Annotated in this window: 24 protein-coding genes and 1 pseudogene; 16 read left to right on the top strand and 9 right to left on the bottom strand. The window is 72.4% G+C overall.

Features of this window, described 5'->3' with window-relative positions; all coding sequences use genetic code 11:
- Positions 1 to 55 precede the first annotated feature (55 nt).
- The 3 genes from GXB85_RS05680 (at position 56) to GXB85_RS05670 (ending at position 5,545) form a co-directional block, all read left to right on the top strand.
- A complete protein-coding gene (locus GXB85_RS05680) occupies positions 56 to 1,630 on the top strand; it encodes a class I adenylate-forming enzyme family protein (protein ID WP_161916679.1) in 1,575 nt (524 codons plus the stop codon).
- Complete coding sequence (locus GXB85_RS05675) at positions 1,617 to 2,981, top strand: MFS transporter (protein ID WP_161916678.1); 1,365 nt, start codon at positions 1,617 to 1,619, stop codon at positions 2,979 to 2,981. Before GXB85_RS05680 ends, GXB85_RS05675 begins: the two co-directional genes overlap by 14 nt.
- Positions 2,982 to 3,400: 419 nt before the next feature.
- Positions 3,401 to 5,545, top strand: coding sequence for a DEAD/DEAH box helicase (locus tag GXB85_RS05670; RefSeq protein WP_161916677.1), 2,145 nt, complete (start codon positions 3,401 to 3,403; stop codon positions 5,543 to 5,545).
- A gap of 232 nt (positions 5,546 to 5,777) precedes the next feature.
- Here the strand turns inward: GXB85_RS05670 and GXB85_RS05665 are convergent, their stop codons facing one another.
- Positions 5,778 to 7,049, bottom strand: a complete 1,272-nt coding sequence (locus GXB85_RS05665) for an ATP-binding protein (RefSeq protein ID WP_161916676.1) — start codon at positions 7,047 to 7,049, stop codon at positions 5,778 to 5,780.
- A 73-nt stretch (positions 7,050 to 7,122) separates the two neighbouring features.
- On the bottom strand, positions 7,123 to 8,769 hold the full coding sequence (locus GXB85_RS05660; protein WP_161916675.1) for an ABC-F family ATP-binding cassette domain-containing protein: 1,647 nt from the start codon (positions 8,767 to 8,769) through the stop codon (positions 7,123 to 7,125).
- A 47-nt stretch (positions 8,770 to 8,816) separates the two neighbouring features.
- On the opposite strand from GXB85_RS05660, the gene GXB85_RS05655 reads away from it, so the two are divergent.
- Positions 8,817 to 9,332: a hypothetical protein gene (locus tag GXB85_RS05655; protein WP_161916674.1), complete on the top strand. Its 516-nt coding sequence runs from the start codon at positions 8,817 to 8,819 to the stop codon at positions 9,330 to 9,332.
- On the opposite strand, the gene GXB85_RS05650 is transcribed toward GXB85_RS05655, so the two are convergent.
- The 4 genes from GXB85_RS05650 to GXB85_RS05635 all read right to left on the bottom strand — a co-directional run bounded on the left by GXB85_RS05650 (position 9,268) and on the right by GXB85_RS05635 (position 11,556).
- Entirely contained in the window at positions 9,268 to 9,930 is a 663-nt protein-coding gene (locus GXB85_RS05650; protein WP_161916673.1) for a Type 1 glutamine amidotransferase-like domain-containing protein, read from the bottom strand. The genes GXB85_RS05655 and GXB85_RS05650 overlap by 65 nt on opposite strands.
- Positions 9,931 to 10,120: 190 nt before the next feature.
- On the bottom strand, positions 10,121 to 10,543 hold the full coding sequence (locus GXB85_RS05645) for an ankyrin repeat domain-containing protein (protein WP_161916672.1): 423 nt from the start codon (positions 10,541 to 10,543) through the stop codon (positions 10,121 to 10,123).
- Positions 10,544 to 10,684: 141 nt separating this feature from the next.
- Positions 10,685 to 11,002, bottom strand: coding sequence for a hypothetical protein (locus GXB85_RS05640; protein ID WP_161916671.1), 318 nt, complete (start codon positions 11,000 to 11,002; stop codon positions 10,685 to 10,687).
- Between the two features lie 155 nt (positions 11,003 to 11,157).
- Positions 11,158 to 11,556 carry a heavy metal-responsive transcriptional regulator gene (locus tag GXB85_RS05635; protein ID WP_166771975.1) on the bottom strand — a complete coding sequence of 133 codons (399 nt, stop codon included), beginning with the start codon at positions 11,554 to 11,556 and terminating at the stop codon, positions 11,158 to 11,160.
- 55 nt (positions 11,557 to 11,611) lie between these two features.
- On the opposite strand from GXB85_RS05635, the gene merA reads away from it, so the two are divergent.
- A complete protein-coding gene (gene merA / locus GXB85_RS05630; protein WP_094180443.1) occupies positions 11,612 to 12,991 on the top strand; it encodes a mercury(II) reductase in 1,380 nt (459 codons plus the stop codon).
- A gap of 312 nt (positions 12,992 to 13,303) precedes the next feature.
- Here merA and GXB85_RS05625 read toward each other — a convergent pair whose 3' ends face one another.
- Positions 13,304 to 13,903, bottom strand: a complete 600-nt coding sequence (locus tag GXB85_RS05625) for a cadmium resistance transporter (RefSeq protein ID WP_013115601.1) — start codon at positions 13,901 to 13,903, stop codon at positions 13,304 to 13,306.
- Complete coding sequence (locus GXB85_RS05620) at positions 13,900 to 14,259, bottom strand: helix-turn-helix transcriptional regulator (protein ID WP_090034559.1); 360 nt, start codon at positions 14,257 to 14,259, stop codon at positions 13,900 to 13,902. The genes GXB85_RS05625 and GXB85_RS05620 overlap by 4 nt, the downstream gene beginning before the upstream one ends.
- 182 nt (positions 14,260 to 14,441) lie before the next feature.
- Here GXB85_RS05620 and GXB85_RS05615 point away from each other — a divergent pair, with 182 nt between their 5' ends.
- The 5 genes and pseudogenes from GXB85_RS05615 to GXB85_RS05595 all read left to right on the top strand — a co-directional run bounded on the left by GXB85_RS05615 (position 14,442) and on the right by GXB85_RS05595 (position 18,535).
- Positions 14,442 to 15,041 (top strand): recombinase family protein, encoded by a 600-nt coding sequence (locus GXB85_RS05615; RefSeq protein ID WP_147794727.1) that lies wholly within the window; start codon positions 14,442 to 14,444, stop codon positions 15,039 to 15,041.
- Positions 15,042 to 15,048: 7 nt separating this feature from the next.
- Complete coding sequence (locus GXB85_RS05610) at positions 15,049 to 16,452, top strand: Mu transposase C-terminal domain-containing protein (RefSeq protein WP_161916670.1); 1,404 nt, start codon at positions 15,049 to 15,051, stop codon at positions 16,450 to 16,452.
- Positions 16,449 to 17,268: pseudogene (locus GXB85_RS05605) on the top strand (AAA family ATPase). The gene GXB85_RS05610 and the pseudogene GXB85_RS05605 overlap by 4 nt, the downstream one beginning before the upstream one ends.
- Before the next feature lie 212 nt (positions 17,269 to 17,480).
- On the top strand, positions 17,481 to 18,077 hold the full coding sequence (locus tag GXB85_RS05600; RefSeq protein ID WP_370524021.1) for a DUF4389 domain-containing protein: 597 nt from the start codon (positions 17,481 to 17,483) through the stop codon (positions 18,075 to 18,077).
- 53 nt (positions 18,078 to 18,130) lie between these two features.
- Complete coding sequence (locus tag GXB85_RS05595) at positions 18,131 to 18,535, top strand: transferase (protein ID WP_237728008.1); 405 nt, start codon at positions 18,131 to 18,133, stop codon at positions 18,533 to 18,535.
- A 22-nt stretch (positions 18,536 to 18,557) separates the two neighbouring features.
- On the opposite strand, the gene GXB85_RS05590 is transcribed toward GXB85_RS05595, so the two are convergent.
- Positions 18,558 to 19,277, bottom strand: a complete 720-nt coding sequence (locus GXB85_RS05590) for an SDR family oxidoreductase (RefSeq protein ID WP_370524020.1) — start codon at positions 19,275 to 19,277, stop codon at positions 18,558 to 18,560.
- Positions 19,278 to 19,366: 89 nt separating this feature from the next.
- On the opposite strand from GXB85_RS05590, the gene GXB85_RS05585 reads away from it, so the two are divergent.
- The 6 genes from GXB85_RS05585 (at position 19,367) to GXB85_RS05565 (ending at position 24,258) form a co-directional block, all read left to right on the top strand.
- A complete protein-coding gene (locus tag GXB85_RS05585; protein WP_161916667.1) occupies positions 19,367 to 20,245 on the top strand; it encodes a LysR family transcriptional regulator in 879 nt (292 codons plus the stop codon).
- A 52-nt stretch (positions 20,246 to 20,297) separates the two neighbouring features.
- Entirely contained in the window at positions 20,298 to 21,389 is a 1,092-nt protein-coding gene (locus GXB85_RS05580; RefSeq protein WP_161916666.1) for an FAD-binding oxidoreductase, read from the top strand.
- A gap of 76 nt (positions 21,390 to 21,465) precedes the next feature.
- Positions 21,466 to 21,630 (top strand): hypothetical protein, encoded by a 165-nt coding sequence (locus GXB85_RS17800; protein ID WP_202627621.1) that lies wholly within the window; start codon positions 21,466 to 21,468, stop codon positions 21,628 to 21,630.
- Between the two features lie 61 nt (positions 21,631 to 21,691).
- The gene (locus tag GXB85_RS05575) at positions 21,692 to 22,045 is read left to right on the top strand and encodes a hypothetical protein (protein ID WP_161916665.1); all 354 of its coding nucleotides are present in this window, start codon (positions 21,692 to 21,694) and stop codon (positions 22,043 to 22,045) included.
- Positions 22,046 to 22,162: 117 nt separating this feature from the next.
- Positions 22,163 to 23,470 (top strand): glycoside hydrolase family 16 protein, encoded by a 1,308-nt coding sequence (locus tag GXB85_RS05570; RefSeq protein ID WP_161916664.1) that lies wholly within the window; start codon positions 22,163 to 22,165, stop codon positions 23,468 to 23,470.
- A gap of 71 nt (positions 23,471 to 23,541) precedes the next feature.
- Complete coding sequence (locus GXB85_RS05565) at positions 23,542 to 24,258, top strand: MSMEG_4193 family putative phosphomutase (protein WP_161916663.1); 717 nt, start codon at positions 23,542 to 23,544, stop codon at positions 24,256 to 24,258.
- Positions 24,259 to 24,264: the final 6 nt, after the last annotated feature.

Here is a 24,264-nt window from a genome sequence, read left to right as displayed (position 1 = left end):
GACCGTGCGCCCGTCGGTCGCGCCACCCGCGCGGCCGACGGGCGCGGAGGAGCAGATGTCCCCCGATCTGAGCCTCGCCGCAGCCGTGGCGACGCTGGCCGTGCACCGGCCGGAGGCCGTGTTGGTCGTCGACGACGCGGGGTCCGAGCTCACGGCGGCCGAGCTCGACGCCTCGGCCGGGGCGCTCGCCGTGACGCTGGCCGACGGCGGCCTCGGGCCGGGAGCGACGGTGGCCTGGGCGGGCCGCAACGACACCGGCCTGCTGGTCACGCTGCTGGCGGCGCAGCGTCTGGGCGCCGTGTTCGTGCCGCTCAGCTTCCGCTCGACCGACTCCGAGGTCGCGGCGGCGCTGCGGCACTGCGACGTGCACACGGTGGTGGTGCACCCGGACGAGCCGGAGCTCGCCGTGCGCGTCGCCGGGCACGGCACGCCGGTGCGCCGCTGGCTCACGTGGGGCGAGCCGCTGGGCCCCGGGGACGCCCCGCCGCGCCGCGTCGCCGACCCCGACGAGACCGCCGTCCTCCTGTTCTCGTCGGGCACCACGGGCAGGCCCAAGGCGGCCATGCTCACGCACGCGAACCTCTGGTGGTCCGCCCGCAACCTCGAGGCGGTGCTGGGTCTGCACGTCGACGACGTCGCGCTCGCCGCGGCGCCCCTGTGCCACGTGGGCGGGCTGAACTGCTTCGTCATGGCCGCGCTCGCCCGCGGCGGCACCGTGCGGGTGCGGCGCGCGTTCGACCCGGCGCGGACGCTCACCGACATGACCACCGGCGTCACGCTCATGTTCGGCGTCCCGGCGATGTACCGGGCCGTCGCGCGTGAGCCGGGGTTCGCGACCGCCGACCTGTCCGGCGTGCGGGCGGCGATCGTAGGTGGCGCGACGGTCCCGGAGAGCCTGCTCACGACGTACCGGGCGGCGGGCCTCGAGCTCCTCCCCTCCTGGGGCATGACCGAGCTGTCGCCGGCCGGGACCCTGCTGCCCCGGCACCGCGTGGCCGACAAGCCGTCCTCCATCGGCTGGCCCCTGCCCTACGTCGACCTCCGGCTGGTCGACGTGGAGTCCGGGGAGACCGTGAGTGAGGCCGGTGCGACGGGTGAGCTGTGCGCTCGTGGCCCGCAGGTGTTCCGCGGCTACCGGGGCGACGACGACGCCTCGGCCGCGGTGCTGCAGGGCGGCTGGTTGCGCACCGGTGACCTCGCGACCTGGGACACGGAGGGTGCGCTGCGGCTGGTCGGACGCCTCGTCGAGGTGATCAACACCGGTGGGGAGAAGGTGATCCCCGGCGAGGTGGAAGAGGCTCTCGCTCCGCTGGTCGCAGGCGCCGTGCGTGAGGTCGTCGTGCTCGGTGTGCCCGACCCCACCTGGGCAGAAGTCGTGGTGGCCGTGATCGAGGCGGCCGCCGACGCGTCCGGTGTGCCCGACCTCCCCGGTATCCGTGAGCTCGCCGGCCGCACGCTCGCCCGGCACAAGCTCCCCAAGCACCTGGTGGTGATCGACGAGCTGCCGCGGACCGCGAGCGGCAAGGTCGACCGACCTGCCCTGCGTGCCCTGGCCGAGCGGGCCCTCGCCCGCGAGGCGGAGGCGTCGTCGGGCCCCCGAGCCGTGGAGGCAGCACATGGAGGTACGTGACGCGATCAGGCGGCTGCCGATGACGCGGTTCCAGTGGAACGTCGTGGCCATCTGCATCCTGCTCACGGTCGTCGACGGCTACGAGATCCTCGTGGCGGCGTTCACGCTGCCCGTCCTGACGGCCGAGTGGGACCTGACCGAGCTCCAGCAGGCCTGGGTCGCCTCGATCGGGACCCTGGGCATGGGCGTGGGTGCTGCGGCCCTGAGCCCCCTGGCCGACCGCATCGGCCGACGCAAGCACATCCTCGCGTCGCTCGCGCTGATCGTCGTCGGGATGACCCTGAGCGGCCTGGCGCCCGGCGTGGGCGCGTTCCTGGTGTTCCGGTTCTTCGCCGGGCTGTTCCTCGGCAGCATCGTGCCCAGCATCAACGTGCTCGTGGCCGAGTATGCGTCCGACGCGCGCCGGGGCTCGGTCATGGGCGTCTACGGCGTCGGGTTCCCGCTCGGGTCGGCGGTCGGGGGGTTCCTCTCCCTCTGGCTGATCAGCAGCTTCGGCTGGCGCGGGCCCTACCTCTTCTCGGCGGCGGCCACGGCCGCGATGCTCGTCTGGTGCGTGGCTGCGCTGCCCGAGTCGGTGGGCTACCTCGTCGAACGGCGACCGGCGGGTGCGCTCGCGGCCTACAACCGGATCGCCGCGCGGCTCGGCCTGCAGGCGCAGGACGCGCTGCCCGCACCGGCCTCGGGGGAGCGGCGCGCCTCGCTGCGCGCGAGCATGTGGCAGGGCGTGATGCTGCGTCGGACCGTCTGGCTGTGGACGGGGTACGCGCTGCTCATCCTGGCCTTCTACTTCGCGAACCTCTACACCGCCAAGCTCGTGGCCGAGGTGACTGGAGACGCCGGGCTCGGCATCGTCGCGCAGTCCCTGGTCTCCGTGGGCGGGATCATCGGCGCCCTGCTGTTCGCCGGGCTCGCCCGCCGCTGGCACCCGCGGCTGGTGACGGCCGGCGTGATGGCCTACGGCCTCGTCGCCTACTGGCTGTTCGCGAGCTTCTTCGACAGCACGAGCCTGGTGCTGGTCATCGCGGTGCTCGTCGGGCTCGCGGCGAACGGCGGGGTGGTCGCGTACTACGCGATCAGCCCGCCGATCTACCCCACCGTGGTCCGCGCCTCGGCGGTCGGCCTGATGATGGGGTTCGGGCGGGTCTTCGCCGTGCTCGCGCCGTTCCTGGCCGCGTTCCTGCTCGGGGCCGGGCTGAGCCGCCCCGTGCTCTACCAGGTGTTCGGCGTCATCATGCTCGGCTCCGGGCTCGCGATCTTCGCGCTGCACCGCACGTACGCGGGCGAGCACGCGCTCGACGCCATGCAGGAGGAGTCCCGCGCGGCCGACGAGCTCCTGGCCGCAGCGGACTGAGGTCCGGCCGGGCGCCGACCGCCGGCCATGGGGCTCCCGGGGCGGGTGAATGCGCCGCGCCGACGCGCGAAACCTGCCGACGACGGCGGTACGCTCCAGGTACTGCGGTGATCCAGCACGGCCTCGGCCGTGCCCCGCAGTGGTCCTGGTGGCGCAGGGTGTGCCACTGACGCCGGAGCGTGTGCCCGCGCAGGTGTGGCGGTGCGCTCACCGGACGGGTCGTCCAGCGTCCCGGCCCGTGCGGTGACGCACGGGCCGACGACCAGACGTCAGGCCGGGCGGTGCCGACGACGAGTGCCGTCGGTCGTCGCGTGCGAGAGCACGTGCAGAGGGCCGCGTGCGAGAGCACGCGTGAACGGGCTGCGTGCTCACGCACGCGTGAGCGACCCGCGTGCCGGAGCACGCATGAAGGAGGAGATGTGGCACGAGGCGGCCAGCGCCGGTCCGGGCGACCCCGATCCGAGGCGCCCCAGCAACGCCGTCGTGCCCCGCGCCCGGACGTCGAGGGCATCATCCCGGTCCTCGCCAAGGTCACCGGCGAGGTCGAGAACGCCGTCCGCCGCCCGCCCGTGCGCCCCTCGGTGCGCACGAAGTTCCAGGTGGTGGCGCTGCTCGTGCGCGAGGAGCGTGCCCGCGTCATGGCCGACACCTCGCTGACCACCGCCAAGCGCGACCAGGAGCTCAAGCGCCTCGACGGCGTCGCGACCCTGCTCGCGAAGATCGCCGCGCGCGACACGTCGCTGCTCGCCCTGCTCGCCGAGGACGCCAAGGTCTCCGACGCCGCCCGTGCCTTCAAGGCGACGGTGATGCGCGCCGGGGGCCTCGAGGTGCCGGACGAGCTCGAGCCCGAGCCGCAGCCGTCGACGCCCGCACCCGGGGCCGACAAGCAGGTGGTCCCGGTCTCGGTGCTCCAGCGCCAGCGTGCCAACCCGTTCCTCGCGCCGGACTTCGAGGCCGCCGCCGAGCGCCTGGCCGCCCAGCCGCGTCGCCTCGCCGGGTGGGAGCTGCTCGAGCCGCTGTTCCGCTCGTTCGAGCAGGCGGACGCGGGCGCCTCGGCCTGCATGGAGCTGCCCGACGGCGGTGCGGCGCCCGTGCCGGCCGGGCGTGAGCTCATGCCGCACCAGGCCCAGGTGGTCGCGGCCGCCGCGCGCGGGCACCGCACGTTCCTGCTCGCCGACGAGCCGGGCCTGGGCAAGACCGCCCAGGCGCTGCTGGCCGCCGAGGCCTCGCAGGCGTACCCGCTGCTCGTCGTGGTGCCGAACGTCGTCAAGACGAACTGGGCGCACGAGGTGTCGATGTGGGCACCGCACCGCCGCGCGACCGTGGTGCACGGCGACGGCGAGAAGGTCGACGCGTTCGCCGACGTGGTGATCGTCAACTACGAGCTGCTGGACCGACACGTCGGCTGGCTCGGCCACCTCGGGTTCCGCGGGATGGTGGTGGACGAGGCGCACTTCATCAAGAACAAGGGTTCGCAGCGCTCGCAGCACGTGCTCGCGATCGCGGACAGCATCCGTGAGCGCGCCGGCCGTCCGCTGCTCATGGCCCTCACCGGGACCCCGCTGATCAACGACATCGAGGACTTCCGCGCGATCTGGCAGTTCCTCGGGTGGATCGACGACGAGAAGCCGCTCGGGCGTCTCATGACCGCGCTCGAGGAGACCGGCCTGACCCCGGCCGACCGCGGCTTCTACGCGGCCGCGCGCTCGGCCGTGGTCGAGATGGGGATCGTGCGGCGCCGCAAGATCGACGTGGTCGAGGACATCCCGGCCCGCCGGGTGGCCGACCTGCCGGTCGAGCTCGACGGTGCGATCGGCCGGTCCATCCGGGCCTCGGAGGAGAAGCTCGCGCGGCGCCTGGTCGAGCGGTACCGCGCCGCGATCGCGGCCCGCGCGGCCGACGGCGTTCCCGACGGGATCGACCTCGAGCTCGCGCGACGCATCGCCGCGGGCGAGCTCAAGGACTCGAGCTCGAAGGCGACCGGGGAGAACGTCTTCACGATGGTGCGTCGGATCGGCCAGGCCAAGGCCGGCCTCGCAGCCGACTACGCCGCGCAGCTCGCGCGCAACGTGGGCAAGGTCGTGTTCTTCGCCAAGCACGTGGACGTGATGGACCAGGCCGAGCAGACGTTCGCCGACCGCGGCATCCGCTACGCCTCGATCCGCGGCGACCAGACGCCCAAGGCGCGCGAGAAGGCGATCACCGCGTTCACCGAGGACCCGGACGTGCAGATCGTGGTCTGCTCGCTCACGGCCGCGGGCGTGGGGCTGAACCTCCAGGTCGCGTCCAACCTGGTGCTCGCCGAGCTGTCGTGGACGGATGCCGAGCAGACCCAGGCGATCGACCGGATCCACCGCATCGGTCAGGACCAGCCGGTGACCGCGTGGCGCATCATCGCCGCGCAGACCATGGACGCGAAGATCGCCGAGCTCATCGACAGCAAGTCCGGCCTCGCGGCCCGGGCGCTCGACGGCGCGGGGGAGACCGACGCCGCGTCCACGGACGTGCAGCTCGAGGCGCTGGTCAGCCTGCTCACCGACGCCCTCGAGGCCGACGCCGCCTGACGCCGGCGACGGGTTCCGCCTCACCCCCGCGTGGCGCGTTCCGGCCCGGTGTGGAGCGTTCCGGACCCGTGTGGAGCGTTCCGGTGGCCTGCACCGGCGTGTCGACCCCCGAAACGCTCCACACCGGGGACCGTCACGAGCTGAGCGCGGCCGTCGGCGGGATGCGCGGAGCACGGATCACGAGGGACGCCTGGGCTGGCGCGGGACGGCCACCGCTCACCCTGGGCGGTCGTCAGGGCGCGAGTAGCCCGAGAGGGACGACGGCGATCCCGTCTGGACGCCGGTAGGCGAGCGGCCCGGCGCTGACGACGACGGCGTCCAGAAGCGTCGTGCCGAGTTGGTCTGCCAGCCAGCGCAGGTGGGTGACGTCGCGGTCCTCGATCGTCGTTGCGAGCTTGACCTCGATGGCCAGCACCCTGCCGTCGTCGCGGACGAGGACGAGGTCGACCTCGTGGTCTCCGTTGCGGGTGCGCAGGTGGCCGACAGCCGCCCCGGCTGCCTGCGCCGGGACGCGCACGCAGAGCGTCACCAGGGACTCGAACAGGTGGCCGAGCAGAGTGCCTGCTTGCGGGCCGACGGGTGTCCCCTCTCCGTCGAGGAGACTGCCGATGCTGGCGCCGAGGAGCCGGGCGGCGAGCGCTGGGTCTGCGAGGTGATGCTTGGGAGCCTGACCCAGGCGGGTCAACGGACTGCCCGCCGGCGCCCACGCCGGGACCGGGTCGAGCAGCCATAGCTGAGTGAGGACGTCGCGGTAGGCGATGCTCGTACTACGTGCGGGCTTCTCGGCGTGCCCGGGAGTCGCGGCGTCGAGCAGGCTCGAGTAGCTCGCGGTCGTTGCCGTCGCTGCTGCGTAGGCCCTCAGCCAGGCAAGCATCGACTCCGGCTTGCGTACAGCCAGGCCTTGCTCGGGGACGTCACGGTCCACGGCGTTCTGCAGGTAGGAGTCCAGCTGGAACCGGAGGGCGCGCTGCGTGAGGCCCCGCAGACCCGGGAAGCCCGAAGCAAGGATCTCGTGCGCGTAGCCGTCGAGCTTCAGCTCGCACGCTCCCTCGATCGCGGGGCGTTCGCCGGCAAGCAGGCTCGCGAGGCTGACGGCGGGCGCCGCCACACCTCTCTCCCAGAGCGTCATCGGTCGCATCCGGAGCCGCCCGACGCGACCCGCGCCGGAGTGCGCGACGGCCCCGGGCGCCGGAGTCGCCGAGCCGACGAGCAGGAACTGCCCACCGGTGCGGTCCTCGTCAGCAATGCGACGGACCACATCCCATACCTCCGGGACCTTCTGCCACTCGTCGATCAGCAGAGGACGGGGTCGGTTGCGTACGAGTTCCGGATCGGCCTCGATCACTGTGCGGTTCGCTCGCGAGTCGAGCTTGAGGAGACCGAGCACGCGCTGCTCTGCGGTCGTGGTCTTCCCGACGGCCTTGGGCCCGTCGACGGCGATTGCCGGGATCTCCGGGAAGAGCTCGTCGAGCTCGTCGTCGATGATCCTGCGTACGTAGGCCATGGCGGAATCCTACAGTTAGCAGAACCTGAATCGGACGATCAGCAGGATACGAATCAGGCAAGTAGCAGCAGACTCAGCCGGGCTCGACCTCCGTCACCTGGCCCGCCTCGACGTGCCAGCGGCGGGTGAGGCGCACGGTCTCGAGCATCCGGCGGTCGTGGGTGACCAGCAGGATCGTCCCGTCGAACGAGTCGAGCGCGGCCTCGAGCTGCTCGATCGCCGGCAGGTCCAGGTGGTTGGTCGGCTCGTCGAGCACCAGCAGGTTCACCCCGCGCGCCTGGAGCAGCGCGAGCGCGGCACGCGTGCGCTCGCCGGGCGACAACGACGACGCCGCCCTGCCCACCTGCTGCGCGCCCAGCCCGAACTTCGCGAGCAGGGTGCGTACGTCCGCCGTCGGCCAGTCCGGCACGTGCGCGGCGAAAGCGTCGGCCACGGGCTCGTCGCGCTCGAACGCCGCCCGGGCCTGGTCCACCTCGCCCACCAGCACGCCCGAGCCGAGCGAAGCCGCGCCGTCGTCGGGCGCGATCCGTCCCAGCAGCAGGCCGAGCAGCGTCGACTTGCCCGCCCCGTTGGGTCCGGTGACCGCGACCCTGTCCTGCCAGTCGAGCTGCAGGTCCACCGGACCGAGAGTGAACTCGCCGCGTCGCACGACGGCGGCGCGCGTGACCGCCACGACCGAGCCCGAGCGGGGGGCCGTCGCGATGCTCATCTGGAGCTGCCACTCCTTGCGCGGTTCCTCGACCACCTCGAGCCGCTCGAGCGCCCGTTCGCTCTGCCGTGCCTTGGCGGCCTGCTTCTCCGAGGTCTGTCCGCGGAAGTGCTTGATGAACTTGTCGTTGTCCGTGGCCTTGCGGCGCGCGTTGCGCACACCCTTCTCCATCCACGCGCGCTGCATGCGGGCGCGGGCCTGGAGCGCGTCCCGCCGGGCCGCGTACTCCTCGAAGGCCTCGCGTGCCCGACGGCGCGTCACGGACCGCTCCTCGAGGTACGCGTCGTACGTCCCGCCGTACACGAGCACGCGCTGCAGGCTCCGGTCGATCTCGACGACGGACGTGACGGTGCGACTGAGGAACTCGCGGTCGTGGCTCACGACGACGATCGGCGCCTGGGCGTGGTGCACGAACTCCTCGAGCAGCTCGAGGCCGTGCGCGTCGAGGTCGTTGGTGGGCTCGTCGAGCAGGTAGAGGTCGAGGCGGGACAGCAGCAGCACCGCGAGCCCCACGCGCGCGGCCTCGCCACCGGAGAGCGCCGTCATCGGGAGGTCGAGGTCCACGGTGAGCCCGAGGTCCGCCGCGACGGCGTCGCGTCGCGCCTCGAAGTCCGCGCCGCCCAAGCGCAGCCAGCGCTCGAGCGCCTCGGAGTAGTGCTCCGCGGCGCCGTCGTCGTCGCGGGCCAGGGCGTCGGCAGCCGCATCCATGGCGGCCTGGGCCACCGCGACCCCGGTGCGCCGCTCGAGGTGCTCGGCGACCGACTCGCCGGGGCGCCGCTCGATCTCCTGCGTGAGGTGGCCCAGCACGGCGTCGGGCGGGGACACGCTGATGCTGCCGACCTCGGGAGCGAGCGTGGTCGCGAGCACGCTGAGCAGCGTGGACTTCCCGGACCCGTTGGGCCCCACGAGCCCGACGACGTCGCCCGGTGCCACCACCAGGTCCACGCCCGAGAACAGCACGCGGTCACCGAAGGCGACGCTCACGCCCTTGGCCTGCACGGTCGCCGTCATGGGCCGATTCTCCCGTGGCGGCGGCCGATCGACGGCATCCTTATGAGATGAGCCGGAGATCGCGCGGGCGCGAGCCTGCCGGGCACCCCGGGCCGACGGGAGCCGCGCGTGCACTGCTGGTCGCCGTCGGCGGTTCGGTCGCGCTGACCGCGATCGGCGGCGGCGCCGCGCTCGCAGCCGGGCTCGAGGACGAGCACCTGGGGCTCGAGCTGCTCAGCCGGACACCCTTCGACAGCTACCTGTGGCCCGGGATCGCCCTCGCCGCCGTGGTGGGCGGGAGCGCCTCGGTGGCCACGGTGCTCGCGGCCCGCGGCGACGCCCGTGCCGGGGCGGCATCCCTCGGGGCAGGCTGCGTGCTCGCGGGGTGGATCGGTGCCGAGGTCGCGCTGCTCGACCAGCCCGAGGCGCCCACGGCGACCGAGGTCGTCTACCTCGCGGCCGCGGCCGTCATGGTGGGGCTGGGTGGGTACGTGAGTCGTCGTGCACGGGAGGCTGGGGCTACGGCTCGAAGTGGAACCAGCGGCCCTCGGAGACCACCTCGATCGCGCCGTCGACCACGGTGATCGCGGTCTGTTCGTCGATCGCGTAGCTCGGGACGTCGAGGCCCGCGGCCCAGCGCTCGGCGTCCGCGAGGGTGTTCGTCGGGAAGGCGTCGAGGTGCGGGAAGATCGCGAAGTCGACGGCGCCCAGGGCGCGATCGTCGGGCGCGCCGGGCCACTCGACGAAGAGGTCGCCGATCCTCGGCGCCATCACCATGCTCCCGGCGCTCACCCCCACCCACACCGTTGCCGGCACGGACGGCAGCAGGTCGGCGAGCCCGGACTCGCGCACCCAGTGGGCCAGGTAGGTGGCGTCGCCTCCGTCGACCAGCAGCACGTCGGCGTCGCGCACCCACGGCACCCACCGTTCCGCGCCGATCGAGGGCAGCGCGGTGAGCTCGAGCACGCCGAGTGACGCCCAGCCCAGGCCGGTGAGGTGCTCCCAGCCGTCGTCGGCCGCGACGAGGCCCCGCACAGAGGGCGGACCGCACATCGGGTGCCCCCACTGCGCCGTCGGGATCACGAGCGCGTGGCACTCCTCGACCGGCTTGCCGAGGAGGTCGACCAGCGCGCGTCGGATGGTGGGGTTGGTGACACCGCCCGAGGTGAGGAGCAGCTTCACGGTGCTTCCGAGGGTGTGAGCGGGAACCGGGACACCCATGATGACCCCGCCCATCGGCGGAACTCATCGCGTGGGCCGTAGGTCCGTTGACGAAAGGGCCGCCCCGGAGAAGCGTGGAGTGTGGTTCGCCCGGGGCTGTGACTTTCGGCGCTAAATGGCGGGGTTCTGCCGCCGCAGCGTGGCGGGACAGTCAGGTGGCGCCGGGAGTGATGGGTCGCAGGACATCCTCGACCTCGTCGTGTCCCTTCCCGGGCCCGATCTCGGCGCGCTGGTGCTGGCACCACTCCAGGGGCGTGCTGCCAAATCTCGTGTCGCGGCGCGTGGGGTCTGCGCCGTGATGGAGCAGGCGGGTAACGCTGTCGGCTCGGCCGGAGAAGGCGGCCTCGTGCAGGGCGGTGGATCCGTCCCGGTCGACCCCATCTACGGGCGTGGACGCTGCGATGAGCTGATCGATCACGTTCAGCCGGCCGTGTGCCGCGGCAGTCCGCAGGGCCGCGACGCGATCCTCTTCACAGGTCTCGGAGCTCAGGGCGCCGGTGACGTCACCAGCAGCCGCAGCCTGAACCAGGTCCTGCGCTCCGGCGGCGAGTAGGACGTCCACGACGTCGGTCATGCCGAAGACGACAGCGTGTCGGAGGGCGGTCCCTCCTGGGACGCCACCGGCGGTGGGCGACGCGGTCGCGTCCAACCCCGAGCTGGCCGTCCAGAGGATGTCCGGGTGGTGTGACCACCTGCACGGAGCCAGCCCCCTGGGCTACGTGGCGATGATGCGCTTCGACACCACGCGCGACACCTGGCGAGACGTCCCCTGCGCGGCGAGCAGGTCGACCAGCCGGGCGGCGTCGCCGCTGTCCAGGATGGCGCGTCGCTGGACCTCGAGCTTGAGCTTGGCCCAGTGGGGGAACCCGTACTCGCGGGCCACGGAGAGTTGCGCTGAGCTCAGGGCGAGCTGCTCGGATACGGAGCGGATCCGGGCGACGGCAGCTGGGTCACCGCGTTCGGCCGTCCGTAGAAGGTCCTTGGCCTGGCGCCGGAGCTGCTCGAGGTCGGCGCGCGCTGGCAGAAGGGGCATGACGTCTCCTTAGGAGCTGGCGGCCCGCGCTGCCAGGCAGAGGAGATCGTCGACGGGAGTGGTTCGTCGTGGTGCTGTGGAGGTGGACTCAGTCCTGTCCGCGGGCCCGGTGGCGCCCTCCGCGCCAGCACCGACTCTAAGCCCGCGGCCGCCTGTCAGTGGGTGGGGATGACGTGGCAGACGCCGTCCTCGGAGCAGGCCGCGGGGTTCAGGGTGGCTGCGCGGTCCCGGAGCCGGCGGACCTCCTCGCGCGTCGCCTCGAGCTCTGCGATGCGCTCGTCCAGGGCAGCGGCGTGTCGGTCGAGCAGCGCGGTGACGTGTCCGCAGGGCGGCCCTTGGTCTTCGCGGACCGTGATGATGGTGCGGATCTCGGCGAGGCTCAAGCCGGCACCCTGGGCGGCTCGGACGAAGCGGAGCCGCGCGAGCGATGTCTCGTCGTAGTCGCGGTAGCCCGACGCGGTCCGGGCCGGCTGCGGCAGCACCTGCGCCTGCTCGTAGAACCTCAAGGTCTTCGTCGTCATACCCGCCTGCTCGGCCAGCTCCCCGATCCTCATGGTCTCAAGGCTACGTCTTGACCTTGCCGTGCGGTGGAACGTTTACGGTCCGTCGATGGGCATGGAAGAGACGTGGGACCTGGTCGTCATCGGTAGCGGAGGGGCGGCGATGGCCGCGGGGATTGAGGCCCGGTCGCGCGGGAAGTCGGTCTTGCTGGTCGAGCACGGGGTGCTGGGTGGAACGTGCTTGAACGTGGGGTGCATCCCGAGCAAGAACCTGCTCGCGGCCGCGGGGCGCCGTCACCGGGCGCTCGTCAACCCGTTCCCCGGCCTCCCGACCGGCGCGGGGGGCGTCGACCTGGCGGCTCTGATGGCGCAGAAGCAGGAGCTGATCGACCGGCTCCGTCAGGCGAAGTACACCGACGTGGCCGAGGCGCACGGCTTCCCGGTCATGTACGGCCACGCGCGATTCGTCGACGAGCAGACGCTCGAGGTCGACGGTGAGCGAGTCGCCGGCGCGGCATACATCGTCGCGACAGGCTCGGCCGCTCACATCCCGGCCCTGCCAGGCATGGACACGATCGACCCGCTGACGAGCACCACCGCGATGGAGCTGCAGGACATCCCCTCCTCGATGGTGGTGCTCGGCGGTGGGTACGTCGGGCTCGAGCAGGCCCAGCTCTGGTCCCAGCTCGGTGTCGCGGTCACGCTCGTCGGCCGGCTCGCGCCTCACGCCGAGCCAGAGGTCGCGGACGTGCTGCGGACCGTGTTCGCCGACGACGGCATCACCGTCGTGGAGGAACGCGCGGTGGCGCTCGAGCGCACCGCCGACGGCGCCGTGCTGGTCCGGACCGAGCGCGGCGCGCAGCTGACCGGTCAGCGTCTGCTGGTGGCCACCGGGAGGCACGCGAACACCGACGACCTCGGGCTGGACGACGCCGGGGTGCACACCGACGACCGACGGTTCATCACGGTGGATGCGCACCAGCGCACGAGCAACCCGCGGATCTTCGCCGCCGGTGACGTCTCCGGCGCCCCGCAGTACGTCTACGTCGCTGCACAGACCGGTCACGCTGCAGCTGCCGGAGCCCTTGGCCGGCCCACCACCGTCGACTACCGCGGCCTGCCGTCGGTGACGTTCACGACCCCCCAGCTCGCCTCCGCGGGCCTGACCGAGCAGCAGGCACTGGCCGCCGGGCACGAGTGCGACTCCCGGGTCTTGGATGCCCAGGACATCCCCCGATCGCTCGCCAACCGCGACACCCGCGGCACGCTCAAGGTCGTCGTCGACGCCCACACCCGCAAGATCCTCGGGGTCCACGCCGCCCTCGACGGCGCCGGCGACGTGATGCTCGCCGCGACCTACGCGATCAAGTTCGGGCTCACCGTCGACGACCTCGCCGACACCTGGGCGCCCTACCTGACCATGAGCGAGGCGTTGCGCATCTGCGCCGGCCTCTTCCGCAGCGACATGCCAACGAGCTGCTGCGCGTGAACGGCAGCGGCTGACCGGTTCCGCGCGGCCCGTGTCCCACTTCCTTGGAAGTGGAACAGGCGGGGAGCCCGCAGTTCGTGCGGAGACCGTGTGGTCTTGGCGTTCAGGTGGCGGGGCCTTGTCGGTGTTCTGTGGCGGTCGGGTCAGCTGGCGCCGACAACCAGGGGGTGATCGCGGGTCTACCGCGAGATCTGCCAGCGCGGCCACGCGATGGCAACACCGGCGCGGCTATCCACCATGCCTCTCCTCGGAGCTCTTCGCTCCGTGCGTGCAGTCTCTCAACCGAGATGCGTCATGGGCCGGGGCAGGGCGTCAGAGGCCGAAGGCTCCGCCGCTGACGAGGATGACGATGCCCAGGCCGATCAGAACGATCGGGAACAGCACGTGTTCCCAGCGTTCGAGGACTTCGGCGATCGGTCGGCGCGTGGCGATGAACTTGGCCAGCATGACGAGGATCGCGACGAGCAGGAGGAAGACGACACAGTAGGCGACCACGGCTACAGGTCCCACGTTGAGGAAGACCGGGACGTAGACGCCGATGTTGTCTCCTCCGTTGGCGAAGGTGACCGCGGCGACGGTCAAGACGCCGACGTTCTTGCCCTCAACCTTGGCGTCATCGTCATCGTCGTCGCTCCCGCGCCAGGCCCGCCATGCGGCCCACAGGCCTAGGGCCAGGGGGATGAGCCCGAAGTAGGGGATGGCTTCTTCAGGAAGGAATGCTCCCGCGCCCAGTGACACGAGCACGGCGGTGCCCAGGATGCCGGCGAACCCGAGGTACTGGCCTGCGGTGATCCGGGCCGTCGTCCCGCGTTGCCCTGCGCCCCGGGCGAAGAACAGCGAGAGCACGATGATGTCGTCGATGTTGGTGGCAACGAACAGGCCGATCGCCTGCAGGACCGAGGAAACGATCACGCGTCAGGCTCCGCGTTGGCGCACCCGGGAACAGGGCAGGCAGGATCGATGCAGGGAGCGTTCTCATTCACGGCGAGGGTGACCTCGACCAGTGCGTTGAGCGCCCGTGCCAGGTGCGGGTCGGCGATCTCGTAACGTGTCTGGCGGCCCTCGGGCTCGGCGACCACGATGCCGCAGTCGCGCAGGCAAGCCAGATGGTTCGACACGTTCGAGCGCGTCAGCCCGAGGTCGCGTGCCAGCTCTGCCGGATAGGCGGGCCGCTCCAACAACGCCATCAGGAGCCGTGACCGTGTTGGGTCGGCCATTGCCCGGCCCAACCGGTTCATCACGTCCAGGCGAGTAGCAATGCTCAGCATGTGCTGAACTATACAGCACTGACTGAACCGGCAGCCTGTGCCGCAAACGAACGATTCCGCTACACGCGCCGGAGGGCCGGGCGGCGCGCGTCGTCGACGAGGCGCCTGATGTAGCGGAACTGCGTGCCGAAAACTACGGCGCGATACTTCCCGTGTCGGACGGGTTTCGCTACGGTCGACGCGTGGGGCATCTCCTGGGGTACGCGCGCGTGTCGACAACCGATCAGGACGCGTCGCTGCAGGTCGATGCGCTGACCAAGGCCGGGTGCTACCGGGTGTTCGTCGACACCGGCTCCGGGTCGCTGCAGCACCGGCCGGAGCTGGACAAGCTGCTGGACCAGCTGCGCCCGGGGGACACCCTGGTGGTGTGGCGGCTGGACCGGCTCGGCCGGTCGATCCGCCACCTGATCGACCAGCTGCAGGTCCTGGCCGACCGCGGCGTGGGGTTCCGGTCGTTGCAGGAGACCATCGACACCACCTCCCCAGGCGGACGGTTGGTGTTTCACGTCTTCGCGGCACTGGCCGAGTTCGAGCGCGACCTGATCCGAGAGCGCACCAACGCCGGCCTGGCGGCCGCTCGTGCTCGGGGCCGCAGCGGTGGGCGGCCGTCGGCGTTGTCCGCGGACCAGGTCCGGGCGGCCCGACGGATGTATGAGCAGAAGGACATGACCGTCGCCCAGATCGGGCAGGTGCTCGGCGTCTCCCGCACCACCATCTACCGGGCCCTGAACCGCGCGCCCGCCGCAGCGGCCCCGTCACGACGAGCCACGAGCGCCGTGTAGGCCGGCCGTGGACGCGGACGGGCGGTGGCGGATCCTGCGGCTGCATGTCGAGGACCAGGTCCCGCTCGCCGCGCTGGCCCGTCACCACGGCCTGGGAGTGCGCACGCTGGAACGCTGGCATGCCCGCTACCGCGCCGGCGGCCTGTCGGCCCTGGGCCGAGTGCCGCGGGCGGACGCGGGCGGGCATCACCTGCCGGCGGACCTCATCGCGCTAATCGAAGGGCTCGGGCTGACCCGGCCCCGCCCACCGATCGCCGCGATCCACCGGACGGTGGTGAAGGTCTGCGCCGGCACCGCGTGGCCGGTCCCGTCCTACGGCGTCGTCCGGTCGATCATCACCGCCCTGGACCCCGGCATGGTCACCCTCGCCCTCGAGGGAGCAGGCTCCTACCGGGACAAGTACGAGCTCGCGTTGCGGCGGACGGCCGACCGCCCCAACGCGATGTGGCAGGCCGACCACACCTTGCTGGACATCGTGCTCGTCGGCACGGACGGCAAGCCGGCCCGGCCGTGGCTGACCGTCGTGATGGACGACTGCTCCCGCGCGATCTGCGGCTACACGGTCTTCTTCGGTGCGCCGTCAACGATGCACACCGCCCTGGCGCTACGGCAGGCGATCTGGCCCAAGGCCGACCCCCGGTGGCCGATGTGCGGCATCCCCGACCTGTTGTACGTCGACCACGGGTCGGACTTCACCAGCGACCACCTGGCCCGCACCGCCGTCGACCTGCACATCCGCCTGATCCACTCCGCCGTCGCGCGACCCCAAGGGCGAGGCAAGGTCGAGCGCTTCTTCGGCACGGTCAACACCGAGCTGCTCACCACCCTGCCCGGACACCTCCACAGCGGCGCGGAGCGCTGGCCCGCGCCAGCCCTGTCCTTGGCTGACCTCGACGCCGCCGTCGGGGCGTTCGTCCTGGACTACAACGACCGCGCCCACGGCGAGCTCGGCGTCTCGCCGCGGTCGGCGTGGATCGCCGACGGCTGGCTGCCACGCCTTCCCGACAGCCTCCAGGCGCTGGACGGGCTGCTGCTGACCGTGGCCCGATCCAGGACGGTGCGCCGCGACGGCATCCACTTCCAAGGCATGCGCTACGTCTCACCGACCCTCGCCGGCTTCGTCGGCCGCCCCGTGGTCATCCGCTACGACCCCAGAGACATCACCGAGATCCGCGTCTTCGACCACGACCAGTTCCTGTGCACCGCCGTCGATCAGGAACACCACGCCAAGCAGATCAGCCTCAAGGACGTCCAGGCCGCCCGCAACGCCCGTCGCCGCGCCCTGCGCCGAGGCATCAACGAGCGGATCGCCGTCGTCGCCGCCCACACCCCCGACGCCCCTGCCAGGCCCGTGCCGCCGCGCGTGCCGACCGTGGCGCGGCTCAAGGTCTACAAGGAGGACCTCAGGTGAGCGAACGCTTCATCGTCACCAAGGAGCACCGCCGCTTCACCGAGTTCGCCGACTCCGTCCGGCGCGGGCGCACCATCGGGCTGTGCTTCGGGCCGGCCGGGGTCGGCAAGACCGTCTCCGCACGCCGCTACGCCCACTGGGACCAAGCCCACGAGCTGCTCACCGACTGGGGCCCGCGCTGCGATGACGACGCCAAGATCTACGCCGCGCTGGCCAAGAACCGCACCGCCCTGTACACCCCCGGGGTCCTGACCACCCCGCGGCTGCTGCGCGAGGACCTGGACCGGATCATCACGCGCACCAGCATCTGCATCCAGCAGCACGTCGAAGCCCCCGACCGCATCCCCTTGGACCGGTGGGGCACCCGGCGCACCACCAACTACGTCCAGCTCGTCATCGTCGACGAGTCCGAACGCCTGAGCCCCACCGCGCTCGAGCTCCTACGGGACCGCTACGACCGCGACCAGATCGCCCTGATCCTCATCGGCATGCCCGGGCTGGAGAAGCAGTTCAGCCACTACCCCCAGTTCTACAGCCGCGTCGGCTTCGCCCACCAGTACCGGGCCCCTGAGCACCGACGAGATGCTCTTCGTCCTCCAACGCCACTGGCGCTCCCTGGGCAAGACCCTCAACCCCGACGACTTCACCGACGCCCAGACCATCGCCGCGATCAGCCGCATCACCCGCGGCAACTTCCGCCTCCTGGAGCGACTCTTCCCCCAGATCGAACGCGTCCTGAAGATCAACGAGCTGCAGACCATCACCAACGACGTCGTCGAAGCCGCCGCCAGCACCCTCGTCATCGGAGTCAACTAACCGTGCCCCTGAGCGGCTGAAGACCGCCGCCACTCACCGGAGAAAGTCACACGGGGCGGGCACGCGGCACGTGCCGGGCGGTGTCCCGTGGGAGGAACCATGTCCGCGACCGCCGCACCTCCGTCCGGCCACTCGACGCCGGCGCCGCCGGGCGGCCGCTCGTACGCCGTGCGCATCGACGCCCAGCCGCCGCAGGACGTGTCGCGCTGGCTGTGGCTGTCAAGTGGCTGCTGCTGATCCCGCACGGGATCGTGCTGGCCTTCCTGTGGCTCGCCTACCTCGTGGCGGTGGTGGTCACCGGGCGGTACCCCCGCGGGATCTTCGACTTCCAGGTGGGCGTGCTTCGCTGGAGCTGGCGCGTGGCCTACTACGGCTACAGCGCGCTCGGCACCGACCAGTACCCGCCGTTCACGCTCCAGGACGTGCCGAGCTACCCCACGTCGCTGACCGTCGCCTACCCCGAGCGCCTGAACCGCGGGCTCGCCCTGGTCAAGTGGTGGCTGCTCGCGATCCCGCACTACATCGTGGTCGCCCTGCTCACCGGCCCCCAGGTGCGGTGGGAGGACGCCGACGGGACGGTCCACTACCAGACCCAGACCGGCCTCATCGGGATCCTGGTACTGGTCGCCGCGATCGTGCTGCTGTTCGCGGGCCGGTATCCCCGCCCGCTGTTCGACCTGCTCATGGGCCTCAACCGGTGGGTCTACCGGGTGGGCGCGTACGCGTCGCTCATGACGGACCAGTACCCGCCGTTCCGCCTCGACATGGGTCCCACGGAGCAGGAGACCGGGGCTCCCATGGGAGGCTGAGCGCCTCGTCGTCGAGGAACATCCCATGTCTGCGGGACGTTGACATGGACACCATGAGACGACTGAAGCGCTATGAGGAGTTCGAGGACGAGTCGGGCCGCCGGGTGCGGTACCGACGTCTCGACGACGGCGGCGTGGTCGCTCTCGACGCCGACGTCGCCGAGAGCGCCCGCCTGGGTGAGGACACGTGGGTGGACCCCGGTGCCCGCGTGCTCGCGCGGGCACGCCTCGGCACGGCCTGCTGGGTCGAGCCCGGTGCGGTGATCGGCGAGGACGCCCACCTCGGCGCCGGCGTGCACGTGGGCCGCGACGCCGTCGTCGGCCGCCGCGCCTGGCTCGGGGACCGCACGGACGTCGGCGCCCGCGCCCGCGTCGACCACGACGTCACGCTCGACCCGGACACGCGCGTGCCCGACGACGTCCACGTGGGCGCCTCGGCACGTCGCTCGGCCGCGTAGACGCCGACGTCCGACATCCCTGTCACCAGGGGATCGGGCCCTCCTCGTTGAAGAAGCCGCCGCGCGGACCGTCGTCGGGCAGGGTCGCGAGGCGGACGGCGATCGTGGCGCCCTGCTCCGGGGTCCGCACACCCGCGTGGTGGGTGAAGTCGCTCGCGACGTAGCCCGGGCAGGCCGCGTTGATGATCACCGGGGTGCCCTCGAGCTGCCGCGCGTACTGGACGGTGACGGCGTTGAGCATCGACTTGCTGGGCGCGTAGGCCGCCATGATCGGGCCGGTGCGCAGGGTCAGCGAACCCATGTCGCTCGACATGTTGACGATGCGCGGCGACGGCGAGCGCCGCAGCAGCGGGAGCATCGCGTTCGTCACGCGGATCACGCCCAGCACGTTGGTGTCGAGCACGGTGCGGACCACGTCGAGGTCGAGCGACGTCGGGTCCTGCGTGAAGTCCTCGGCCGTGGGGCCGGAGATCCCGGCGTTGTTGACGAGCACGTCCAGGCGGCCGACGGCGCGCTCGACCTCCGCCGCGGCCGCGGCAACCCCCTGGTCCGACGTGACGTCGAGCGCGATGCCGAGCGCGTCGACGCCGTCGGCCCGGAGCCTGTCGACGGCCTGCTCGCGGCGTGTGCGGTCGCGGGCCCCGACGAGCACCCGGAAGCCCTCGGCCGCGAGGCCCTGGACGATGGCGAATCCGATTCCCTTGTTCGCGCCGGTCACCAGCGCGGTGCGTGTGCTGTTCACCCGATCCATGGTCGGCACGTCGACGCTGCCCGTCCAAGACCGATCCGGTCAGGGGTGATACCCGCACGGTATGGGCCTAGCCTCCTGGGGTGGACGACCTCGAGACGCGTGAGCTCAGGTACTTCGTGGCGGTCGCCGAGGAGCTGCACTTCGGCCGCGCGGCCGAGCGGCTCGGCATCGCGCAGCCCCCGCTGTCGCGGGCGATCAGCGCGCTCGAGCGCCGTCTGGACGTGCGGCTGCTCGAGCGCGACCACAGGGGCGCCGAGCTGACCGACGCAGGCGCCGTGCTGCTGCGCGAGGCCCGCATCGCGCTCGACGCCGTTGCGGCGGCGGCTCGGCGCACCCGCGCGGCGGGCGACCCCGAGCGCCCCCTGGTCCTCGCGACCAAGGCGGGTGCGTCCCACGAGCTTCTCCAGCGTCTGCTGGACGCGTGGGCGGGCGAGCCGACGGCACCGCGCGTCGAGGTGCTGCTGTGCGAGGTGGGAGAGCAGGCGGGGCTGCTGCGCCGAGGGCGGGCGGACCTGGCGATCATGCACCGGCCGGTCGACGACCTCGCGGGCTTCGCCACCGAGGACCTCCTGACCGAGGGCCAGGTGGCGATCGTCCCCGGGACGCACCCGCTCGCGGAGCGTCACGAGGTCACCCTGGCCGAGGTGCAGCACGTGCCTGACCTGCCGATCGCCCGCTGGCCGCGGCTCGACGGGACCTACCCCGAGGGTCCCGGACCCGAGGTGCGCACCCAGTCCCAGCTCGCCCAGCTCGTGGCGCTCGGGCGCACGCTGCTGGTGATCCCGGCCTCGAGCCGTGCATGGCAGTGGCCCGAGCACGTCGCCGTCCCGGTGGTCGACGCACCTCCCATCACGACAGTGCTCGCGTGGCCGGCGCACGCGCGCTCACCGCGGCTCGCGAGCCTCATCCGTGCGGCGACACGGCTGCGCGTGGGTGCCGCCGCACCGCCGCTCAGCTGAGGCCGCCGCTCCCCGTGGTGCGGAGGCTTCAGCGCCGTGATGGGCTGACGGGATGGAGCGCGTCGCCGTCGTCGGAGCCGGGATCATCGGGTTGTCCACCGCGTTCGCCCTGCAGCGGCGCGGGGCGGAGGTGGTGCTGCTCGAGTCCGGGTCGCCCGGCGGCGGGCAGTCCGCCGGTCAGGGGCGCATCTTCCGGCACGCGCACGCCGATCCGCGCCTGGTGGCGCAGGTGGTGCGCAGCCGGGCGCTGTGGCGCGCGTGGGAGACCGAGCTGGGTGTCGAGCTGGTCGCACGTGACGGTGCCGTCGCGATCGGCGACGGCGTGCCCGACAAGCTCGCGGCCCTCGCCCCGTTCCCCGACGCGCCCGCGCGCGAGCTCACGAGCGCCGAGCTGCACGAGCGGCTGCCGCTGCTGGCCGACTACGACGGGCCTGCGATGCTCGACGAGCACGGCGGGGCGATCCGCACTCGCGCCGCGATCGAGGCGTTGACGGCCCGGCTCGGTGACTCCCTGGTGGTCGACCACGTGCTCGCGGTGCGCCGCCGCGCCGACGGCGACATCGAGGTGCGGACGGGTACGGGCGCGCGGACGTTCGACCAGGTGGTGCTGTGCGCGGGACGGCGCACCGCGGCGCTCGCCGGCGCGCTCGGCCTCGAGCTGCCCGTCGACCTCGGTGCACACGTGCGGCTCACCTTCGCACGGGTCGACGGCGGCTCGGCCGGCCTCCCGACGTTCCAGGACGGCAGCGGCGAGTTCGGCGAGACGGGCGTCTACGCCTCGCCCTACCCGGGTTCCCAGCGGTACGCCGTCGGGCTCGCGGGCCACACGCCCGCCCGGCCCGACGGCGCCGTCGCGGATCCTGAGGAGCTCGCGGCGCTCGCGGAGCGCACGGTGGCCTACGCGCGTCTCGCGCTGCCGGGCCTGCGGCCCGACCCGCTGGACCACGTGCACTGCTGGGTCACCGCGCTGCCGTGGGGCGAGGACGGCGTGGGCGTGTGGCACGACGACGGCGTGACCGCGGTCGCGGGGCACAACCTGTTCAAGCAGGCCCCGGTGCTCGGCGAGGCGCTCGCGACGACGGCGCTCACGGGCGACGTGCCGGACGACTGGCACCACTCCGCCCGGCTGGGCCGCGACGACTGAGCGGACGGTGACCTCCCGCCGCGCGCCCGCGCGACAGCCGACGTACCGTCCTTCCACACGTCACGAGGAGGCGGACATGGGATTCCTGGGCAAGGCCATCAAGAGCGGCGTCGCGGTCAAGGCCGCGCAGATCGCCAAGCGTGAGATGTCGAAGCCGGAGAACCAGCGCAAGGCCAAGGAGCTGCTGGGCAAGGTGATGAACCGGCGCGGCGGGACGTCCGGGTCGACGGCGCGGCCCTGAGGCCGCCCGCGCGAACCGGTCCCGCGCGCGAGGCATGCCGTGCGGGGTTAGCGTCGAGAACATGCCCACGTACGAGGTGAACGACGCAGCCGTGACGCACGCACGCTCGCTGATCGACGACGGCCGGTACGACACGACCACCGAGTGGTCCGACGCGGCTCCGAGCGCGTCGGACGAGAACGACGTGGTCGACGAGCGCGGCTACGACGGGTTCGGCGCGTGGCACCTCGGCATCGATCCCGAGGCGTCGGAGGACACCAAGAGCCGCTACGCGTTCCCGTTCGGCGACTTCAGGAATGTCAACCGCGCCGCGCTCATCCACGCCAAGCAGCGTGCGTCGCAGAACGACCACGACGAGGTCGAGAAGGCGGCTGACGACGTCCTCGAGTACCTGGACGCTCGCGCGGAGGGCTGAGCGTCCAAGCCTAAGGGGAAGCCCGTAGTGACCTTGTCGGGTCACGAGCGGCGTGACTAGGCTCGCGGCGCGGTCTGACTGAGACCGGTCCCACCGACGTCAACGGAGACGCGAGCCATGCAGACACGACACCACCACCGCTCCGGGGCACGCCGGCGGCGAGGACTGGCCGGGGGCCTCGCGGTCGTCTCGGCGATCGCCGTCGGCCTGGTCGGCGCATTCCCGGCCACAGCGGCCCCCGCAGCCGCACCTGCCGGTCCGGTCCTGGCCGCCGCGGGCGACCTCGTGTGGCAGCAGGAGTTCGACGGCCCGGCCGGCGCCGCGCCGGACGCCTCGGTGTGGAACCACGAGACCGGCGCGCACGGCTGGGGCAACGCCGAGCTGCAGAACTACACGACCTCGCGCGCCAACTCCGCGCTCGACGGCCAGGGCAACCTGGTCATCACCGCACGTCGCGAGGCCGACGGCTCGTACACCTCGGCCCGCATGACCACCAAGGACAAGTTCGAGCCGCGCTACGGGCGCATCGAGGCGCGCATCCAGATCCCGCGCGGCCAGGGCATCTGGCCCGCCTTCTGGATGCTCGGCGCAGGCTTCCCCGAGGTCAGCTGGCCCGGCTCGGGCGAGATCGACATCATGGAGAACGTCGGCTTCGAGCCCCACCGCGTGCACGGCACGGTGCACGGCCCCGGCTACTCGGGCGGCGCCGGGATCAGCGGCACGTACCAGCACCCGCAGGGCTGGTCGTTCGCGGACACGTTCCACACGTTCGCGGTCGACTGGAAGCCCGGTGAGATCACCTGGTTCGTCGACGGCCAGCAGTACCACCGCGTCACCCGCTCGAGTGTGGGCGGCAACGCCTGGGTGTTCGACCAGGCGTACTTCCTCATCCTCAACGTCGCGGTGGGCGGCCAGTGGCCCGGCTACCCGGACGGGACCACCCAGTTCCCGCAGCAGATGAAGGTCGACTACATCCGCGTGTTCGACAACGGCAACGGCGGGGGCACCGGCGGTGGTGGCGGCACCGGGGGTCTGCCCACCGGCACGGGCACCATCCGCCTCGCCGACCAGCTGTGCCTTGACGTGCCCTGGGGCCAGACGCACGACGGCAACCCGGCCCAGGTGGTGAACTGCAACGGCAACGTGGCCCAGCAGTGGACGCGCGGCAGCGACGGCACGATCCGTGCCCTGGGCAAGTGCCTCGACGTCTCGGGCGGCAACACCGCGAACGGCACCGTGGTGCAGCTGTGGACGTGCAACGGCACGCCGGCCCAGCGCTGGACCTACGACTCGGCCTCCCGCACCCTGCGCAACCCGCAGGCCGGTCGGTGCCTCGACGCCGTGGGCGGCACGCCGATCCACGACGGCCAGCGGCTGAACATCTGGGACTGCCACGGCGCACCCAACCAGCAGTGGAGCTTCTGACGGCGGCCTGACCCGGGGAGGGGCCGCCCGCCCGGCGCGTGCGTCGGGCGGGCGGTGCCTAGGCTCTCGGCATGGCGATCGTCCTCCTCGTCCGGCACGGGCGCACCACGGCGAACACCGACGGCGTGCTCGCGGGCCGCGCCCCCGGGATCCTCCTCGACGCGCACGGGGGTGAGCAGGCGGCGCGCACGGCGCAGCGGCTCGCCGTCGTGCCCCTGCGCGCGGTGGTGTCGAGCCCCCTCGAACGCTGCCGGGCGACGGCCGACGCGATCCTGGCCCACCAGGCCGACGGCGCCGTGTCCCACGTGGACGAGGCGCTCACCGAGTGCGACTACGGGCAGTGGCAGGGCCGGGCGCTCGGCGACCTCGCGAAGGAGTCGCTCTGGCCCACGGTCCAGCAGCAGCCGTCTGCCGTGACGTTCCCGGACGGGGAGTCGATGGCCGCCATGCAGGCGCGGGCCGTCGCCGCTGTGCGGGCGCGTGACGCGGCCGTCGAGGCCGAGCATGGGCCCGGGGCCGTGTGGGCCGCGGTGTCCCACGGCGACGTGATCAAGTCCGTGCTCGCGGACGCGCTCGGCATGCACCTGGACCTCTTCCAGCGCATCGCGGTGGGGCCGGCGTCCATCTCGATCGTCCGCTACGGCCCCGGCCGGCCCGAGGTGGTCGCCATGAACACCGACGGCGGCGACCTCGCGTGGTTGGCCTCGGCGGGGGCGGCCGGCGAGGCGGCCGTCGGCGGTGGCGCAGGTCACGGGGCCGAGGGCGACGCCGCGCGCCCCCGCTCGTAGACTGAC

Source organism: Cellulomonas sp. APG4 (assembly GCF_009996735.1).
Lineage (GTDB): Bacteria > Actinomycetota > Actinomycetes > Actinomycetales > Cellulomonadaceae > Actinotalea.
The sequence above is the reverse complement of the archived record's forward strand: the minus strand, read 5'-3'. Positions and strand labels throughout refer to the sequence as shown.

What these genes read in the sequence shown, in the direction of transcription:
- GXB85_RS05645 (WP_161916672.1), bottom strand. Translation starts at nt 10,543, where the DNA reads ATGACCGACGTCGTGGACGTCCTACTCGCCGCCGGAGCGCAGGACCTG.
- GXB85_RS05660 (WP_161916675.1), bottom strand. Translation starts at nt 8,769, where the DNA reads ATGACGGCGACCGTGCAGGCCAAGGGCGTGAGCGTCGCCTTCGGTGAC.
- GXB85_RS05675 (WP_161916678.1), top strand. Translation starts at nt 1,617, where the DNA reads ATGGAGGTACGTGACGCGATCAGGCGGCTGCCGATGACGCGGTTCCAG.
- GXB85_RS05575 (WP_161916665.1), top strand. Translation starts at nt 21,692, where the DNA reads ATGCCCACGTACGAGGTGAACGACGCAGCCGTGACGCACGCACGCTCG.
- GXB85_RS05635 (WP_166771975.1), bottom strand. Translation starts at nt 11,556, where the DNA reads ATGAGGATCGGGGAGCTGGCCGAGCAGGCGGGTATGACGACGAAGACC.
- GXB85_RS05640 (WP_161916671.1), bottom strand. Translation starts at nt 11,002, where the DNA reads ATGCCCCTTCTGCCAGCGCGCGCCGACCTCGAGCAGCTCCGGCGCCAG.
- GXB85_RS05570 (WP_161916664.1), top strand. Translation starts at nt 22,163, where the DNA reads ATGCAGACACGACACCACCACCGCTCCGGGGCACGCCGGCGGCGAGGA.
- GXB85_RS05655 (WP_161916674.1), top strand. Translation starts at nt 8,817, where the DNA reads ATGAGCCGGAGATCGCGCGGGCGCGAGCCTGCCGGGCACCCCGGGCCG.
- GXB85_RS05620 (WP_090034559.1), bottom strand. Translation starts at nt 14,259, where the DNA reads ATGCTGAGCATTGCTACTCGCCTGGACGTGATGAACCGGTTGGGCCGG.
- GXB85_RS05680 (WP_161916679.1), top strand. Translation starts at nt 56, where the DNA reads ATGTCCCCCGATCTGAGCCTCGCCGCAGCCGTGGCGACGCTGGCCGTG.
- GXB85_RS05565 (WP_161916663.1), top strand. Translation starts at nt 23,542, where the DNA reads ATGGCGATCGTCCTCCTCGTCCGGCACGGGCGCACCACGGCGAACACC.
- GXB85_RS17800 (WP_202627621.1), top strand. Translation starts at nt 21,466, where the DNA reads ATGGGATTCCTGGGCAAGGCCATCAAGAGCGGCGTCGCGGTCAAGGCC.
- GXB85_RS05580 (WP_161916666.1), top strand. Translation starts at nt 20,298, where the DNA reads ATGGAGCGCGTCGCCGTCGTCGGAGCCGGGATCATCGGGTTGTCCACC.
- GXB85_RS05665 (WP_161916676.1), bottom strand. Translation starts at nt 7,049, where the DNA reads ATGGCCTACGTACGCAGGATCATCGACGACGAGCTCGACGAGCTCTTC.
- merA (WP_094180443.1), top strand. Translation starts at nt 11,612, where the DNA reads ATGGGCATGGAAGAGACGTGGGACCTGGTCGTCATCGGTAGCGGAGGG.
- GXB85_RS05595 (WP_237728008.1), top strand. Translation starts at nt 18,131, where the DNA reads ATGAGACGACTGAAGCGCTATGAGGAGTTCGAGGACGAGTCGGGCCGC.